11 protein-coding genes are annotated in these 18085 nt (G+C 37.8%); 2 read left to right on the top strand and 9 right to left on the bottom strand.

Annotation, left to right across the window (positions count from 1 at the left end; genetic code table 11):
* Window positions 1-145 precede the first annotated feature (145 nt).
* Together ACYQ3L_RS00320 and ACYQ3L_RS00315 are read left to right on the top strand one after the other, a co-directional pair.
* The gene (locus tag ACYQ3L_RS00320) at window positions 146-1411 is read left to right on the top strand and encodes an aminotransferase class I/II-fold pyridoxal phosphate-dependent enzyme (RefSeq protein ID WP_380000915.1); all 1266 of its coding nucleotides are present in this window, start codon (window positions 146-148) and stop codon (window positions 1409-1411) included.
* A complete protein-coding gene (locus tag ACYQ3L_RS00315; RefSeq protein ID WP_380000917.1) occupies window positions 1392-2603 on the top strand; it encodes a hypothetical protein in 1212 nt (403 codons plus the stop codon). Before ACYQ3L_RS00320 ends, ACYQ3L_RS00315 begins: the two co-directional genes overlap by 20 nt.
* A gap of 476 nt (window positions 2604-3079) precedes the next feature.
* Here ACYQ3L_RS00315 and ACYQ3L_RS00310 read toward each other — a convergent pair whose 3' ends face one another.
* The 9 genes from ACYQ3L_RS00310 to ACYQ3L_RS00270 form a co-directional block, all read right to left on the bottom strand.
* Window positions 3080-4414, bottom strand: coding sequence for a glycoside hydrolase family 20 protein (locus ACYQ3L_RS00310; protein WP_380000946.1), 1335 nt, complete (start codon window positions 4412-4414; stop codon window positions 3080-3082).
* The gene (locus ACYQ3L_RS00305) at window positions 4411-5163 is read right to left on the bottom strand and encodes a family 20 glycosylhydrolase (protein ID WP_380000919.1); all 753 of its coding nucleotides are present in this window, start codon (window positions 5161-5163) and stop codon (window positions 4411-4413) included. The genes ACYQ3L_RS00310 and ACYQ3L_RS00305 overlap by 4 nt, the downstream gene beginning before the upstream one ends.
* A gap of 33 nt (window positions 5164-5196) precedes the next feature.
* Window positions 5197-7845, bottom strand: coding sequence for a family 78 glycoside hydrolase catalytic domain (locus ACYQ3L_RS00300; protein ID WP_380000921.1), 2649 nt, complete (start codon window positions 7843-7845; stop codon window positions 5197-5199).
* Window positions 7846-8517: 672 nt separating this feature from the next.
* On the bottom strand, window positions 8518-9372 hold the full coding sequence (locus tag ACYQ3L_RS00295; protein WP_380000923.1) for a hypothetical protein: 855 nt from the start codon (window positions 9370-9372) through the stop codon (window positions 8518-8520).
* 43 nt (window positions 9373-9415) lie between these two features.
* Window positions 9416-11134 (bottom strand): RagB/SusD family nutrient uptake outer membrane protein, encoded by a 1719-nt coding sequence (locus ACYQ3L_RS00290; protein WP_380000925.1) that lies wholly within the window; start codon window positions 11132-11134, stop codon window positions 9416-9418.
* Between the two features lie 12 nt (window positions 11135-11146).
* Window positions 11147-14311 (bottom strand): SusC/RagA family TonB-linked outer membrane protein, encoded by a 3165-nt coding sequence (locus ACYQ3L_RS00285; RefSeq protein ID WP_380000927.1) that lies wholly within the window; start codon window positions 14309-14311, stop codon window positions 11147-11149.
* Between the two features lie 210 nt (window positions 14312-14521).
* Window positions 14522-16057 (bottom strand): ADP-ribosylglycohydrolase family protein, encoded by a 1536-nt coding sequence (locus ACYQ3L_RS00280; RefSeq protein ID WP_380000929.1) that lies wholly within the window; start codon window positions 16055-16057, stop codon window positions 14522-14524.
* On the bottom strand, window positions 16057-17037 hold the full coding sequence (rbsK, locus tag ACYQ3L_RS00275) for a ribokinase (protein ID WP_380000931.1): 981 nt from the start codon (window positions 17035-17037) through the stop codon (window positions 16057-16059). Before rbsK ends, ACYQ3L_RS00280 begins: the two co-directional genes overlap by 1 nt.
* A 13-nt stretch (window positions 17038-17050) precedes the next feature.
* Window positions 17051-18058, bottom strand: a complete 1008-nt coding sequence (locus ACYQ3L_RS00270) for a GRP family sugar transporter (protein WP_380000933.1) — start codon at window positions 18056-18058, stop codon at window positions 17051-17053.
* Window positions 18059-18085: the final 27 nt, after the last annotated feature.

Below are 18085 nucleotides of genomic sequence, written 5' to 3'. Positions count from 1 at the left end.
TTATATAAAATCGATTCCATATAGCCTGGATATAATTTTTCTGTAAAAAAAAATAACAATTAGTATATTATAATTAACTGAAAACTTTAAATTTGCTAAAATAATACCGAACGTTCAACATGTTTTTAAGAAAGATTAAATTATTATGGAAGATTATCGTATTAGTCTAACAGCAAACCGCAAGAGTAAAGATGGTTCAATTATGGGGAAAGTATTGGATTTTAAAGAAGAGATGATAAAACATGAGAATTCCTCCTACAATGTATATAAAAAAAATCCTTTTATCACAGCTTGTGACCGCCAAGTAAGATATATTGATCGCCATGAATCTAAAGAGCAAAATGCCATTATGTTTGGTTCCAATAGTTATCTAGGCCTTTGTAATTCAGAATATGTAATTAATAAATCTATTGAATGTATTAAAGAACTCGGTGTTGGTTCCGGAGGTGTTCCTCTTTTAACAGGAACGACGATTGTTCAAAATGAACTGGAGCGCTCAATTTCTTCACTTACGGGTTTTGAAGACAGCATTCTTTTTACTTCAGGATATTGCGCTAATTTAGGAATGGTTTCAGGCTTATTAGGTCCGGAAAACTTAATAGTTCATGATAAGTTGAATCATGCCAGCCTGATTGATGGAACTATTTTATCCGGAGCAAAAATGTTACGTTTTAAACATAATGATTTAACCCATTTAGAAAAAATACTGAAGGAAAATACTTCAAAATATCCCGGTGGTATCTTGGTAGTAACAGACGGTGTATTCAGTATGGATGGTGATATTGCAGATATTCCGGCTATATTAAATATTGTTCGAAGATACAAATGCCTGTTGGCTATAGATGAAGCACATGCAACAGGTGTAATTGGTGAAAATGGAGGCGGGACGCTTTCTTATTTTAATATTGGTTATTCTAAAGATATAATTCTTACAGGCTGTTTAAGTAAAGCACTCGGTGTGGTTGGTGGCTATATCTCTGCAAGTCAGGAGATAATCGATTACCTGAGAGTATACGCACGAAGTAATATGTTCTCAACATCGTTGCCTCCGGGTGATTGTGCATCTGTCCTGGCATCTTTAGAATTAATAAGATCCACAGATATTGTTAAACGCTTGTTTTTTAACTCAAACTATCTGAGAGAGAAGTTAAAAGATAATGGCTTTGAAATCTTAAACAGCAAAACGGCGATAATCCCCGTAATCATTGGAGATGATTTAAAAGCCTCACTTATATCTAAAGATGCTTTAGATTTAGGTGTTGTTGTAAATCCCATATTTACTCCGGCCGTACCTGCAAATTTATCGCGGTTAAGAATAAGTGTAATGGCTACTCATACAAAAAGTGATTTGGATATGCTTGTTTCAATTTTAATTAATCTGTTCAATAAATATGACATACAGAGACTTTAAATGTGAATGGTTGACGGATATTAATCTGATAGATGAAGAACAATGGAAATTAATTTTCGGTACCAAACATATAACAGGCATAAATTTTATTAAATCTATACAACAATCTAATATTCCGGATGTAGAATTTTACTATCTACTGATTACAGAAAATTCAAAAACTGTTGCGATAGTACCATGCTTTTATTTTAAACTGGATTTGATTGATTTGCTTGATGAATCAAGTTTAAAGGTTTTATTTTATAAAGTAAGAAGTAAATTTCCAAGATTTCTTAAAATTAAAACTTTTGTTATAGGATCCTATGCTGCCAGTTGTGAATATTTTGTAGGTGTAAGTAGTGGATATAAAAATTGTGAGGCGGTAATATTCTCTTTGATAAACAAACAATTGAAATTAAAGGCAAAAAACAAAAATGCCAAACTAATATTAATTAAAGAAATCAGGGAAACACAAATTGATAAGGCAAGAAACACACTAGGGAAAAATTTTTGTTTCTGCCGGTCTTTTCCCAATTCCTTTGTGCCAACATTCCCGGAATGCAGGCCATATCCGAATGCTTTAAAAGCTAACCATCAGCGGCGATACCGAAAGAAACGAAACGAATATAATAAGTATTATACATGGGAAATAATCAGGGATATTACTCCCTATAAAGACATATTCGAAGAAATGTATTTAAATGTTCTCCGTAAAGCTAAAAATAAACTTGAAATTTTAAATGGATCTTTTTTTCTTAATCTGAACAGGAATCTTCCTGATAATACTTTTTTTATCATATCAAGAGACGGAAAAGGATTGATCAGGTCTATGGCTTTAGTTGTAGAGGAGGAGGACCGGTTAATCCCATTATATTTGGGTATGACCTATGGAACGGATGATGCCAGAATCCTTTATATAAATATGTTATTTAAGATTATTGAACTCTCTGAACAGATGGATAAGGGAATAGTAGAATTTGGACAAACCAGCTATTATCCTAAAATAATGTCAGGAGCCTTTATCGAATGGATATACTATGGTTTCTCTTCGTACAATAAATTAATCTTAAAATTATTACAATATATTACCCGAATGAATCTGTTCAAAATTAAACTGTTGCCCCATGTTTACAAAAATAAAATAGCAAATGAAATCATTTTTAAAATTGAAAAAGAGTACAAATTTAAAGTCTGTAATAAGAAAATAATCTAAGGGAAGAATTCTTTTGGTACTTTTGTATCTATACTATACAGAAAAATAGAATCTAATTGATATTCAATTGATAAGGAAGAGAAAAGAGAGAGACAGGTAACGATTTAGAAACAACCGGGATACCTCGTTCTGCTTTATTTTCATAGATTCAAATAACTCTTTCAGCAAAGATACACAATGTTTTTTAATACAAAGAAACATCCCTGATATTTCAAAAGGCCAGGCAAATAAGTCAATAAATATATTCTTTATATAACTAATGGTCGGCGCTGGTTGGATAATAGCCGAATCATTTTCTTTGGAAATTTAAGGAAGCTATATTAAAAGTTATATAATTTTATGACTGGTTACAATCTTTATCGATAAAATGATTCATATCCCTTTTAAATTTATTGATTTCTTAAAATTTCACTAATACAGTAATATGATACTGAAAATAAATAATTTACCCGGTTTTATCCGGGCCTGTTTATATGTTATTTGACGATTACTTCATCAACAAAGAGAAATCCTACTTTTTGACTTTCCTTATCAGGCTTTGCAATGTAGCGAATATAACGGCCACCCGTCTTTCCGTTCCATCCGAAGTTCTTAAGAAAAAAGCCAGTCTGAGTAAAAGGTATATCATTTTTTACAGTTGTCAACAAAGTAAAATTTTTATTGTCTGGAGATATAGATATTTCTACTTCTTTAGGCATCCAGTACCAACCAAAGCCGTCCTGCATAAATGTAGCTTCTATAGAATTTATTACCTGTACAGTTTCCATATCTATTACTATATCCATGCTATTGCCTATAAATCCTTGCCAACGATTGTCATCCGGAGCCCAGCCACCCAGCAATCCGTCTGTTAAAGCTGTTTTTCCTCCTGCCGTATATTCATACGTATACATTTTCTTATATTCAACAGGCTTTTGATAGGCCAGGTGACATACCGTGTCAGCATATTCTCTACGTTGTCCCACTTCATTTTTGAGATCAAATGGACTATACCCTTTAGACTGCATAAATTCAACGGCTTTCAATGCATTCTTTCTGAATCTCTCGTATGACTTTTTTTCAGGTAATGACCAGCCTGTTTCCGCTATTGCCAAAGCTCTCGGCCAAATCATCATTTCTTCATTTTCTTCTGTAGGAATATATTCAGCCCAAACATTGCCTTGTATACCCAATATATGTTTTAGTGCTTCCATATCCAGAGAATCCGGAACTGGGTTATATGCATAAACCTTCTCTAATGGAGTGTAACCGGCCCATGACAGAACATGCGCATCCGGCGCATCCTGATAAAAATTAAGGTAACAATAATTAATAGGTGTCATAATTGCATCATGCCCTTTTCGTGCGGCATCAATACCATACTTCTCACCCTGCCAGGACATAACAGTAGCATTTGGAGCCAGCCCTCCCTGCATTATTTCATCCCAACCCAAAAGCCTGCGTTCATTGGCATTCAGGAAAGTCTCAATGCGATGAATCATATAACTCTGAAGTTCATCCGCATCCTTCAACGCTTCTTGATTCATCAGTCTATTACATTTGGCACATGTTCTCCATCCATTTTTTTCAGCTTCATCACCGCCTATATGGATAAGTTCGGAAGGGAAAAGCTCCATTACTTCACTTAATACATTTTCGAGGAAAACAAACGTTTGAGGATTACCGATACAAAAATCTGAATTCACATATGGCTCTCCAGCACAGGATAGCTCAGGAAAAGCCGCCAGTACTTCTTCACTATGCCCTGGCATCTCTATCTCCGGTATAATTGTAATATATCTTTTGGCAGCATATTCAACGACTTCTTTTATATCTTCCTGTGTATAATAACCACCATATGCCCCTGTGTGCCTTTACTGCAATATTGTTTTCCATTATCTGACCATTCTACAAGGTTCTCATGAAGCCGCCATGCAGTTTTATCTGTCAGTTCAGGATATTTCTTTATTTCGATCCTCCAGCCCGCACCATCAACTAAATGCCAATGAAGACGATTCATCTTATAATAGGCCATCATATCTATTTGCTTTTTTATGAATTCCTTCGAAAAGAAATGTCTGGACACATCTATAAGAAGTCCCCGGTATTTAAGATATGGATAATCATTTATTGAAATTGCAGGGATCTTTTCCATGCCATATTGTTCTACAAGTTGCAATAATGTCTGAATGCCATAGAATATGCCGGCTCCGTCTGTTGCTTCTATTTTGATTCCTGAAGAATTAATTTGTAAATGATAAGATTCAGAATTTTCTTTGTTCGTACTTTCTACCAAAAGTAACTGAAGGGTTCCTGTCTTTTCTTTTTGCGCTTCTTTGTTAAGCAGTAGTGATGATAGCCTTAAATATTCTAAAATACGATTCTTTTCATCACCTATCATATTTGTATAAACCGAGGTATTTGTATTCAGCGCGAATGTGCCAGTCCCTATAATTATTTCCCGTGGTATAGGTATGATCTGTATAGATTCTACATTTTCGATTTTATTTCCATTACAGGAAATAAGGAAAAGGCTTATTCCTATTAAAACCAGAGAGGATATTTTGTGAAGTGTATTCATAGTTATTAATCTAAGTAAAGGATAAAAATTCAATCAAAGCTCACTTATAATCTGATATTTACCACTTTCCACCTGCATTATTTCGGAATTATTCTTATTGCCGTTTATAAATGTTTTTCCATTAACAGGAAGCGTAACAGTTGCGCTACAACCAACAGGAATGTCCACATCCAGTATATATTTATCGTCTGCCAGTTTCCATTCGACAGACAAGTTTCCGAAAGGTGTGTCTTTCAAAACTTTTACCCATTCAATACCTTTTATCAATTGAGGCTGGATCGATACATGCCTGTAGCCTGCCTGCTCTTCATCAGGAATGATGCCGCCCAATGCCTGATAGAACCACGAGCCAATACTATTATAGCAGTTGTGTATATGGCTACGTTCTCCATTCCAGTGTTCCCATGTTGTAGTAGCGCCATTGTCTATCATATAGAGATATCCGGGATATTCTCTTTTTTTCAACATATTATACATATAGTCAGCGGAACCAGTCTGTGTAACCCATTGGGTAATAACAGGTACACCAACCAGCCCTGCAGACAAATGCCCATTAAACCGTTTTTCTGTTTCTTTATGTAAAGTATTTATTACATCCTGTGTTATATTTAGAGGAGTTGCTCCCACCAGCAACGGATACACCAGGTCTATTTGTGTACCTGTAGAATAACTCTTTCGTTCAGGGTTATAGAATGCAAAATGTATCCGATTATTCAGTTCATCACGTTTCTTGGCAAACTCATTTTTATCTTCATTATAACCCAAAATTCCGGCTATTTTTTCCATTGTATTATAACAGTTACTGACAAAGCAATTGGCAACCAAGTCTACTGATAGGGCATTCGTTTGGTCTATACCTTCCGGCGTTGCCCAATCCCCTAAATACCAGTTCCTGTATTCTGTATCGGGCCATTGTTTCAGCAATCCGTCTTTCATATATAATTTTACATATTCCAACCATTTTTTCATTACCGGATAATGCTTTTTTATCAGCCGCTTGTCACCATAGTTGACATAGGTCTGCCATGAACCTGTTATAATAAAGCCGCACCAATAAGGGCCTCCGCCAGCTGAACAAGGACAAGGCGCAATATGCGGCATACTACCATCTTCTCGGATGCAATCTGCCCATGCCTGCATCCAGTTATTGTATAGCGGAGCAAGGTTATACATGGTTTGTGCCGTTAAAGTAGAGGCATTACCATCGCCTCCATATCCCAGCCGTTCGAGATGCGGACAGTCTACCATATATCCGCCGATAGTAAGGCAATGCAGGGTATACTGCACCATATCATGTATTGCATTCAGATCTCTATCAGAACAGCTAAAGGAAGAATTTCCGCCATAATCTGTATGGATCAGATAAGAAGATATATCCGACAACGCAGGGCATTCTCTAAGATTAGTTATTTTGATATACCTGTATGCATGGTAGTTGAATTTGTTTATAAATGTTTCATTATTCTTTCCCGAAGCAATATAGTAATCGCAGTCATTCTTATCCCTGAAACTTCCGTCATTGTTCAGAAAATCGCAATAACTAATCTTTATTTTCTGGTTTTCTCTTAATTGGGGGAATTTAATTTCTGTCCAACCGGTTATATTCGTGCCAATATCAAATATCCAGGTTGAATCATTTAATTGTTTAACAGAAATGGGATTCACTGTTTTCTGTATTCTGTCCGGCTCTACCATTTGCGGGGAAGCTACATGCCGGGGTATTTTCGCACATCGGGCTTTCTCCCATCCCACACTATTAAGTGAGCCGGAAGTGAAATCCGGTAAAAGTTCAGTCGCATTTATTATTTCTCCTTCAAATTGCCATGCCGTCCATTTTCCCGGATCTGAATAACCACTTCTTCTTGCAAGCCAAGTTTCGTCAGTATTAACCGGATTTATCCATTTCCCTTTAAAGTATGTTTCCAACTGAGCCCTAGCATAGGGGCCTCCGCTCACTACACCCTGATTCCTGTACCATCCTTTCCCTAACCACAAAACTAAATCATTCTTACCCTTTTTCAGGAAAGAAGACACATCATATGTCACAACCAAAGAACGCTTATCAAACTGTGATACCGCCGGAGTAAGGACAACATCACCAACTCTTTTGCCATTTAGATATATTTCATGATAACCTAATGAGTTGACATGCAATAAAGATATTTGTCCTTCGCCTGTGCAGTTGAATGTTTTTCTTAATAATGGAGATTCTGCTTTTGCATCTTCTGTTATTGCTCCTCCAATAAAAACAGCATCCCAATCATTGGTAGATAGTAAACCTATGGAAAAAGAGGCATTCTCACTCCAGGTCGTAACATTTCCTTTCTCATCCCATATCCTTACTTTCCAATAAACCAAACTTCTCGATTTCAAGGCTTTTCCTGAATATGGAATCCACACAGACTTATCTGATTTTACTTTTCCGGAATCCCATAAATCGCCATTATCCTTTGATAACAATTGTTCATCGGAAGCAGCAAGTATCTGATAATACAACTGTTTAAATCCATTTCTTTCCGATTTAATTTTCCAGCTGAGATTAGGCGATATATTATCTATACCCAATGGATTTTTGAGAGCCTCACATTGTAAATCATATAATCCTGCCTGAGCTGAAATTATAGGAGATATTGATAATCCTATCGAAAACAAGAATAAAAAGGATAGAATAGTCTTTTTCATAATAATTAATATTAGGGCAAACGCATGAAAATAGAGGATTTTTAGCTATCGATTTATTTTGAATTTATTAACTGTATTTAGTTAAAATCTGACATATCTGACACTTTTTCAGCTATTAGCTGATAGCTTTTAGCCGGTAGCTTTTTGAAAACTCTCATATCCTCTCGTTTCATCGGATTTGCCCTTTGTTGGCGCGGACTTCTAGTCCGTGTCTTGCTCGATAGAGCAAAATGTTTGCTACGCAACACACAGACGGGACGTCTGCGCGATCGGGCCAACTTTCAACTTTCAATTAAAAAAGGTAACACATGTAACAGTTTTTTCAGTCAACAGTTATCAGTTAACAACTTGTATCTTGTATCTCGTCTACTCGTAACTGCCTGCAGGGCGAAGAAATAACATTCGCCGAAGCGAAGGCGAGGCAAACTCGTAACTTTTCTGCTAATCAATTTTTCAAAGAGCTATAAGCCAATAGCTAAAGGCTATCAGCTATATATAGATAAACTTTCTGCATAAAAACACATATTTTGTGCGTTTGCCCTGAATTAATATAATAAAGTTTATAAAATAAATATCGAAATCAAGAAAGTCAGAGAGTGAATTATTACTCTCTGATTTTCTTTAAATAATGTGAATCAGAAATCAGAATACAGTACTGATTCCTTCAAATTGTCATTCTTTAGCTCTGAAAATCCAAAAATACGCTTCGTCATTCCATTCCCGGGGTTCCATCCAATGAGCTAATACCATCCTGTCTTCTTCCAATTCGACGATGTCAAATTCGTATACATCGTATATATACCAAAAATCGTAGTGAGGAACCCGTCCTGCCAAAATGGATGTTCCTCCATTTATGCGTAATTTTCCATGAGACCAGATTTCATCTGGCTCCCATATATTCATTAGCTTTTGCGACATATCAAAGGTAAAAGTTCCTGTTTCTGTTTTTGTTCCGGAGGCATTGGTTTTAGAGAATGCAGCCCCCCGTATAGAGAACGACATAGTTGCTCCTTCTCCCCATCCGGCTTGGTTCCACCATCCACCTTCCAATTCTGAAAGGTCTGTCGGATCCCATGGCTCATGACTATCCATATATCCTCCTGCACCAAAAGGATCTTCGTCAACTTCCCATTCCCAAACTTTTGTTCCGTTTCCACAGAATAGACCCCATTCCGGTGGAACTGGAAAATATAAATCTTGAATATCCACTTCAAACTTCTTAGTTATCATCGATCCGCTTGGATTCAATCCTTTGAAAGTAACTGTCAGAGGCCCTTCTACCACAATTATGGCCGTATCTACAACCTGTTGATTGGTAACGCCAAAAGAGTAGTCCCATTCACCCAAAATGGGCGAGTGATTTTCAAATATCAGTTTATTGGTATTCTTACCATTCACAACAACAGCCCTGACTGAAACATCAAGTTCATCGGCAGTATAATCCCTACCCATCGAATATTCTTTCTCAATAGGGCTACAAGCTATTAACAGAGTCAATGACAGTATTGTATATATTATCTTTTTCATAATTTATATCTTTTAATTTGGCGTATAATTCTTTAATAATATGTTACCATCCACGATATTCAGCTTCGGTAGTTCCCCAACCTTCATTTTGCACCAGAACTCCGGCAGACCGAGCAATCTGAGTTCCCGGTATCGGCCAGAATCCTCCGGTAGCCGCATATCGGGCTACCCAACCGCCGCCATATGATGCCATTTGCACAGGATCGCCTGCCATATTCCTCACCATTACATCTCCCTGCCGGGCCAATGCAGTAGGAGCATCCCCCCAACGCATCAGGTCGTACCAACGAACTCCTTCAAATGCCAGTTCAAGCCTACGCTCTTTCTTCAATGCATCCAGAGTATAAGCACCGATACCTGTTAGTCCGGCACGGTCGCGTACTTTATTTATTCCTGCTGCCGTTTGAGTCAGTTCGGAGTGCATTAAAAGTACATCAGCGAAACGTATAAGCACAAGGTCTTGAGTGGAAGCCAGTTCTACAGGAGCTCTAGGGGTATTGTACATAAGAGGGGAATAAGAAGTAAGGAATTCCGAACCACCATCTGTATGATCATAAGCTGTAATGGCCAGATATTTCTTTTGGACATAACCTGTTTCCTCCATTTGCAAATCGGCACCCCATTGAAAATCAGGCAAATCATTCTCTACATCGATAATCGATCCCCACAGGCGGATATCATTCGGTTCTGCTGTTTTCCAATATTCTACAAGTTGAGGATTAACTGTTCCCGCACCATAACCTTCTCCGAATGGGAAAGTAGATGTATTTCCATTTGGCGTGCGTATTCCAAAATGCGTGGCATGCATATTAGTATAGCCTGTCTGGTCCCAGCTACCAAAATTGTTAAACTTAATAGCAAATACAGTTTCTTCATTACCATCGCCTACCCATTTCACTTTTTTATCTTTCGCCCATTGGTAATCTATGGCTGTATATTCATTTGAATAAGGCCAAAGGTTATAAAAACCATTTCCCGGATTTGTGTTATCAATGATTAATCCATGTCCGCTGTTTTCGATACAGTCGTTCAGCCAATTGATCACTTCAGCTTTTGTCACGCTGCCTCCTTCTACCAAAGACAACGCGTCTTTTTTATAATATCCTGTATAGAATAAGAAAACACGAGCCATCAGCGCCTCTGCCGACCATTTGGTGGCATGTCCGGCCATTTCGGGATTGTATTTATCTGTTCCCATCATACCGATTGCATTCTTCAAATCAGAAGCTATCTGGGCATAAACTTCATTAGCCGGAGATTTGGGCAGATTTAAAGCTTCTGTCGTCAGCATCAATGGAACCTCTCCGTATACCTGTGCCAGTTCGAAATAGAACATAGCCCGTAAATAGAGAGCTTCACCAATTATCTGATTTTTTTGTTGTTCATTCTTCCAAGCTTTTACCCTATCTATGTTCTCAAACAATAAGTTTACTCTTTGGATTCCTCTGTAGCGTCCCCACCACAAGCCACCGCACATATCTGTGCCGACGTTCATCAGCCGGTCTATTGCATGCATAAACTTATCACCTTCCCCGCCACCACCAAAACGGTCGTCAGAAGCTAATTCCGCAAGGTAAAAGCCGGATAATATATCAACATTCATCGAAGCATAAGCACCCGTCAGCATCTGATTGATATCGTCCACTGTTTCAGGGAAATTAGTCAGTTCTTTTTCATTATAGCTCTTAGTGTCCAGAAAGTCATCGCAACTTACCAAAGATAAGATAGTAACTATTGATATAAAATATATTATTCGTTTCATATCCTTATTATTTTAAAATTTAAGATTAGCACCAAACATTATTGTTCTAGCAGTAGGATAATAACCTAAATCTACTCCTTTTGACCAAGGAACACCAGCCGAATATCCTATATCGGGATCCATACCCGAATACTTGGTGAATGTGAACAAATTCTGGGCAGCAATATACAATCTGGCCTGCCCAAGTGGAAGTTTCGGCAGAATGTTCTTAAAGTCGTATCCTAATGTGACATTCTGAATTTTCAGGTAATCGGCATCTTCTATGTGGGTTTCCGAAAAGTAATTCCAGTTAGGGTGACTCATATTAGTCAGGCGAGGCAGATAGTTTGAAGTTCCCTCTCCATGCCAGCGTTCGAATATCTGCTGTGTATTGAAAGCCCGTATCGAACGGGCAATCTGGTGTCCAAACGCCCCATAAGTAGTTACAGACAGATCAGCTCCTTTCCATCCCAAATTCAAGCTAAAACCAAGTGTCAATTTTGGATGAGGATTACCAATCATTGTCCTGTCATTATCATCTATGACACCATTACCATCATGGTCGACAAAAATAACGTCTCCTATTTTTGCATTATTTAGTTTTACCGGTGTGCTTGCCAGTTGTTCGGCGTTCTGGAATACTCCTGCTGTTTTATATCCCCAGAAAGCGCCTATCGGATAACCGACCTGAGCCCGGAATATTTCAGGTGTTCCATCAATCAATACACCTGAAGGTCCACGTATGATACCTTCGTCATTATCAATTGATAATATTTTGTTGCGGTTTGACGCAAGATTCAGTTTAACTCCATAATTGAAATCCTGAATCCGGTCATTCCAGTTCAAAGCAACTTCAATACCCTGATTTCTTACACTACCTCCATTTATTGTTGGAGGATCTGCTCCCCAAATATCAAGTCCGGGAGCTTCCACTAGCCAGTCTATTGTTTTTTTTCTGTACCAATCGAAAGATATGCCTAAACGGGAATTAAAGAAACGCGAGTCAAAGCCTATATCTGTCTGATCCGAAGTCTCCCATTTTATCTCAGGATTTGGTATCTGTCTAAGATAAGCTCCTATATAATTCCTATCTTTGTCTGTACCAAAACCATATGGTGCGTAAAGAGCCATTTGAGCAGAATATAACCATGAACCAATATTACAGTTTCCATTTTGTCCCCAACTAGCCCTCAATTTGAAAAAATCCACAATGCCAGCGACAGGTTCCATAAATTTTTCATTAGTCATTACCCATCCTGCCGAAGCAGATGGATATTGTCTCCATTGATTACCTTTTGCAAAGTTAGAGGATCCATCGGCACGGAAAATAAAAGAGAACAAATAAGTTTCTTTCAGATTATAATTGACACGCCCAAAGAAAGAAGCTAATGCGCTATCACCCCATTTCGAACCTGATGAAGATCTCATATTAGCATCTCCTGATCCATTACTAACCCATGCATAGTCAAAAGAACCAGGGAATTGAGAACTTGTATTAGAGGCGCCTACAGATTCTCCGTTGCCACTCTTTTCTACTGATTGCCCTACCATGACATCAAAGTTATGGACATCTTTTACTTTAAAGATATATGAAAGTGTATTGTCCAAAGTCCAATTGAACCCATTCCATGCTGATTGGCTTATCTGGTCTACAGCCTGACCGGTAGTAGAAGACAACTGGAATGCTGGTACATATTGGCGGTATGTTCCGTCTTCTTTTTTATAGCCATAGCTACTCTTAAACTTTAAGTTTTTAATAGGTTGTATTTCTATATATACATTTGCCAGCAGCGAATTTGATTTTTCTTTATTCATACTCCGCTGGTAAACCATCGCGGCAATAGGGTTGTAGGTAGTTCCTTCTATATTCCATTCGTCTTCCAACTTGTTGGTCTGATCATAGAATCCACCATCTTTATTATAAACAGGTATCAACGGAGAATTAGTCAACATGTTCCTGATATCGTTCCAATACATATCATCAATCCCGATCCTTCCATTTTTTATCCTTTGGGTAAATGTTACATTTTCTCCTATTTTTATCGCATCAAAGTCCTTTACTTTCAACAAGACATAGTCAGAATTGATACGTGCCGTATATCTTTCATAACCGGGATCTGCCTGTTTACCCAAAATACCATCTTGTGAAGTGTATGAGAAACCAAGAGAGTATGTAGACATATCTGTTCCTCCCGTCATATTTATAGCATGGCTATAGGTAAGTGCATTTTTATTCCGGGTTTCATCCATCCAGTCAGTTCCGTTAAAGGTGCCATCCATTATTTGTTTGTAAATGACAGGTAACCTTTCTGCATAGTCAAAGGCAGGAGTGCCTTCATTGAAGTTCACTTCGTTTTGAATTGCCATATATTGTTTGGCATCCAGTGGTTTCAACATTTTATACACATTCTGAAACCCATAGTATGTATCATATGATATTGTGGGTTTACCTCGCTTTCCCTTTTTGGTCGTAATAAGAACAACCCCATTAGCGGCGCGCGCTCCATATATAGCAGCCGATGCAGCATCTTTCAGGATATCCACAGCTTCAATATCCGATTGGTTTAGATTGTTAATATCTCCTCCGGCTACTCCATCGATTACATATAAGGGGGTGGCATCTTTGATTGTACCCAAACCGCGGATGTTGATTTTGTATCCTTCTCCCGGCAAACCTGAGTTGGATGTAATATTTACTCCCGGCGACTGGCTTTGCAATGCTCCTAATACATCTGTGAAATTCAGTTTTTCAATATCCTGTCCCGTTACTTGTACAGTAGCCCCGGTAATGAGTTTCTTTTTTTGAACCCCATATCCCATTACTACAACTTCCTCTAAAGAAAGGCTGTTTTCAATTAATGTAACATTTATCATTTTCTGTGAGCCGACTGTGATTTCCTGTGTCAGGAAACCTACATATGTAAAAATAAGCACATCTCCCGCTTTGGCATCAATTTCAAATTTTCCATCTATATCAGTCATTGTAGCTTTAGTAGTCCCTTTAATAGAAACAGTAGCTCCAGTAGCAGGGAATCCGGTCTGATCGGTAACTGTTCCTGAAATTATATCCTTTTGTTCAGGAGCAGCACGTGTTTCATTTTCAATAGATTTGTTCTCGCTAATGCTGATCTTAGTTTCATGAGCATAGCCATATATACTAAGGAAACAGCATAAAATTGAAATAATTTGTGATTTCATGAGATAAAAATTTAAGTTCCGTCTATACCAGAAACACTCGGGTTCCCGGTATAAACTAATATTCTATGGGTTATTATATTTATGTACTTTGACTTAGCTTATCAGAATTTTGTTTAATAAATTAAACAAGGCATAATTGATTTCATAGTGTTTTCAGTTTTGGTAGTAGTTGGGTTTCATAGCATTATATTCCAGATTCTGAATCTTAACTTATTCGGAGTGTTTTGTGATAGCCGGTTTATCCGAGTAAATTACATAGTCCCATGTCCTCAGACGATAGTCGTCATTCGGAGCATATTCCACTTTTACTTTATGTTTGCCAAATGGCAGCTGGTATTTCCAAAATAAATCGTGGCGGCGATATTTATAACTCATTGGGAACTCTGCTGTTTCTACTTCTACACCATCTATATACAATTTGGCTGTCAATTCGCCATATGGAGCTTTCTCGTGCCTCCTTTGCGCATCACCTCTCAGAACAAAGCCTGTTCCTTCAAATTCAAATTCAACAGGATTTTTATCCGTACTGTAAAATTCTACTTTTTTGGAGGGATACATGCCCTCAAAATTTTGTTCGAGATGGACTGCTACAGGTTTCTGTGTTTTGATAAAAATATTCTCTTCCTCTACTTTTCCTCCATTTTTCTCTATCATATATAAAGCATGCTTCAGGCTCATCTCATAGACTTTATTTAAGGAAATATCTGTGTATTTAAAATTGATATCTTCAGCGTCCTTAAGGCCTTTCATCCAATATTCAGGAATATTACTATAGCCTAGGATTGTTCCTAAAATTCCTCCTGCTGTTGCCGGATTACAATCTGAATCGTATCCGGCACGAGTCGAAATGTCAATAGTCTTTGTATAATTACCTTCACCATACAGTAATCCTAATACAACATATGCTGCATTTATTGTAGCATCAATGTTAAATGCTTCAAATACGCCATCGGGGCAACCGATGTCTTCCGAATGCTTTTTCTGAATTTTGAACCATGTCTGATGCCAGTCATTAGGATATTGTTTATGCCATTTTATTACATCAGCAATACATTTGTAAAATTTACTTTGCTGAGGAATTGTTTTTAATGCTTCACTGACAACAAACCCTATATCGTCAGAAATAAATGCCAGACTGTACATAGCTCCAACATATACTCCTCCATACCATCCGTCTCCCGAATTCATAATATGGCCGATTTTATCACTTATCTCTGAAGCTGTATTCGGCATGCCCGGGGTCATCAATCCGGCATAATCGGCTTCTATCTGATAATCTATATCATCTGCATGTGGATTATTGAGCCAATGACCTGGATCTTTCACTCTTTTTACAATATTATAGCGTGCAACCTGATTGGCGTGCCACAGTTCATAATCGGCATGGGCAAATGCATGGGCAAAAGAATCGACAGGAGCATCCATGCCCACTCTCTCAAAGACTTCCACAAAGGTCAAATCCATATAGATATCATCATATATGCCCGGCCTTTCTGTCATCACATCTTTTACATAACCTTCATACCATTCTATCGGTTGGTAATCCTGTATAAAGGTTCCATTGAATTTAAACTCTGTAGAACTTCCATAAGTTACACCCAAAGCTTGTCCGGCCCACCCCCCTTTTATTTTATCCAGAAGACGTTCTTTAGTTAATGTTACTTCAGGAGGAAATTCTTCAACCTGCTTACACGAGAACAATGCAAACAAGACAAGAATAATTATTACTAGTTGTTCTTTCTTCATTATAGACTAGATTTATTTATGGTTTGATAGTTTATTAGTTCTTCTTTCAATTCGCATTGAGAGTTTAAGAATTCCATAACTTCTTCTTTTTTCGGGATTGAAGGTTGTGCGCCAAGTTTGGTTACGGAGATTGCAGCGGCGGCAGTAGCATAATTTACAGCATCAATGATATTGTCCGTATCCATCAAGTGCGCGATAAAAGCACCGCAGAATGTATCGCCTGCCGCAGTAGTATCTACTGATTTGACACTGTGAGCTTTAATATATTTCCGGATAGTTTCGGTATAAATATAAGCACCCTTTGCACCCATCGTCAATATGACTATGCCGGGTCCTTTTTTAAATAAGCTTTCTGCTATTATTTCAGGTGTGGAATCTGCATACTTAATTCCGGATATTATTTCCGCTTCGGTTTCATTCAGGATGAGGATATCTATCTGACTCAGGATTTCAGATTCGATCGGCCTTGCGGGAGCCGGGTTAAGCACCACCTTCACTCCTGCCTGTTTTGCGTATTTTATCAATTCAGTAACAGATTGATAAGGGATTTCAAGTTGTAAAAGTAAAACTTTATACCGTCCGATTTTATCCAGAATCTGATCCAGCTTTTTATCTTTAAAAACACCATTTGCTCCCGGCGCAACAGCGATACAGTTTTCTCCATTATCTGCTACAAAAATAAAAGCAACTCCTGTCTGATACTTTTTTTCTAAAAAGATATAATCTGTATTTATACTGTTTTCTTCAAAATACGGAATCAGATTATAGGTATAGGAGTCTTCTCCTAAATTGGTTGCAAATGTTACCTCACCACCTGAACGTGCTGTCGCAATAGCCTGATTAGCACCTTTTCCGCCATAAGCAGTAGTATATGTAGCATTACCAACTGTTTCGCCTGGCGCCGGAAGATGAGAAACCCTGATTATCGTATCGATATTGGTGCTACCTACAACAAGTATTTCTGCTTTTACATCTTTCATAATTCATCACAATTTATTTCCCTGCATAAACGATCAAGCCTAAGCCTAATAAGAAAAAGACAATCATTAAGGTAAGCAGAGTATTATTTATTTTCGGTCCACCTTTAAATTCTTTCCAGATAAATATTCCCCAAAGAGCAGCTATCATAGGCGCACCTTGGCCTAAAGCATATGAAATAGCAGCTCCGGCTTTTCCTGCAGCTATATAGCTGAATAGTGTGCCGACACCCCAGATAACTCCTCCGAAAACTCCTACTAAATGTGATTTGAAATTTCCTGAAAAATATTCCTTATATGCAACAGGTTCGCCAACAAATGGTTTTTTCATAACAAAGGTGTTGAAAACGAAGTTACTAGCGAGTATCCCCAAAGAGAAAATAAAAAAGGCGGAATATGGTGTAGCCATACCCTGAGTCGGAAATTCAAAATTATCTAAATCCATGGATGCTGCTACAAAACGATAAAACAATGACATGAGTATACCTGCACATACAGCGAGCAACAGACCTTTTCTTCCTGAACTTTTCTTTTCTCCGGTAGTAGTCATTTTACCTGATGCAATACTATTCAGAATAATAGCAACAGCAATTAAAGCAACCCCGGTAAACAATGTGACCGGATCTCCTTTGGGGACAGCGAAATAGTTAACAAATACTCCTATAATCAACGCTAACCCCACTCCTACAGGAAAAGCAACAGACATTCCGGCTAATGATACTGCAGCTGCTAATAAAATATTGGCTGCGTTGAAAATGATACCGCCAGAAAAGGCGTTCCAGAAGTTTGAACTTTCTATCTGTTGTAAATCCTCCATAAAACCGCGTCCGGATTCACCATGGCTACCGAGTGTAAACCCAAGTACGAGAGCCAGAACCACAATCCCGATCACATAGTCCCAATAAAACAATTCATAACGCCAGTTTTTCGCCGCCATTTTCTGTGTATTTCCCCAGGAACCCCAACACAGCATTGTAATAATGCAGAACAGAATTGCAATAGAATATTTTTCTACAATAAACATAATGTCTAATATTTGTTGATAAATAAA

This window comes from Dysgonomonas termitidis, from assembly GCF_054657735.1.
The sequence above is the reverse complement of the archived record's forward strand: the minus strand, read 5'-3'. Positions and strand labels throughout refer to the sequence as shown.

Coding starts and splice junctions, on each gene's coding strand:
- ACYQ3L_RS00320 (WP_380000915.1), top strand. CDS start 146: ATGGAAGATTATCGTATTAGTCTAACAGCAAACCGCAAGAGTAAAGAT.
- ACYQ3L_RS00315 (WP_380000917.1), top strand. CDS start 1,392: ATGACATACAGAGACTTTAAATGTGAATGGTTGACGGATATTAATCTG.
- ACYQ3L_RS00305 (WP_380000919.1), bottom strand. CDS start 5,163: ATGAATACACTTCACAAAATATCCTCTCTGGTTTTAATAGGAATAAGC.
- ACYQ3L_RS00300 (WP_380000921.1), bottom strand. CDS start 7,845: ATGAAAAAGACTATTCTATCCTTTTTATTCTTGTTTTCGATAGGATTA.
- ACYQ3L_RS00295 (WP_380000923.1), bottom strand. CDS start 9,372: ATGAAAAAGATAATATATACAATACTGTCATTGACTCTGTTAATAGCT.
- ACYQ3L_RS00290 (WP_380000925.1), bottom strand. CDS start 11,134: ATGAAACGAATAATATATTTTATATCAATAGTTACTATCTTATCTTTG.
- ACYQ3L_RS00285 (WP_380000927.1), bottom strand. CDS start 14,311: ATGAAATCACAAATTATTTCAATTTTATGCTGTTTCCTTAGTATATAT.
- ACYQ3L_RS00280 (WP_380000929.1), bottom strand. CDS start 16,057: ATGAAGAAAGAACAACTAGTAATAATTATTCTTGTCTTGTTTGCATTG.
- rbsK (WP_380000931.1), bottom strand. CDS start 17,037: ATGAAAGATGTAAAAGCAGAAATACTTGTTGTAGGTAGCACCAATATC.
- ACYQ3L_RS00270 (WP_380000933.1), bottom strand. CDS start 18,058: ATGTTTATTGTAGAAAAATATTCTATTGCAATTCTGTTCTGCATTATT.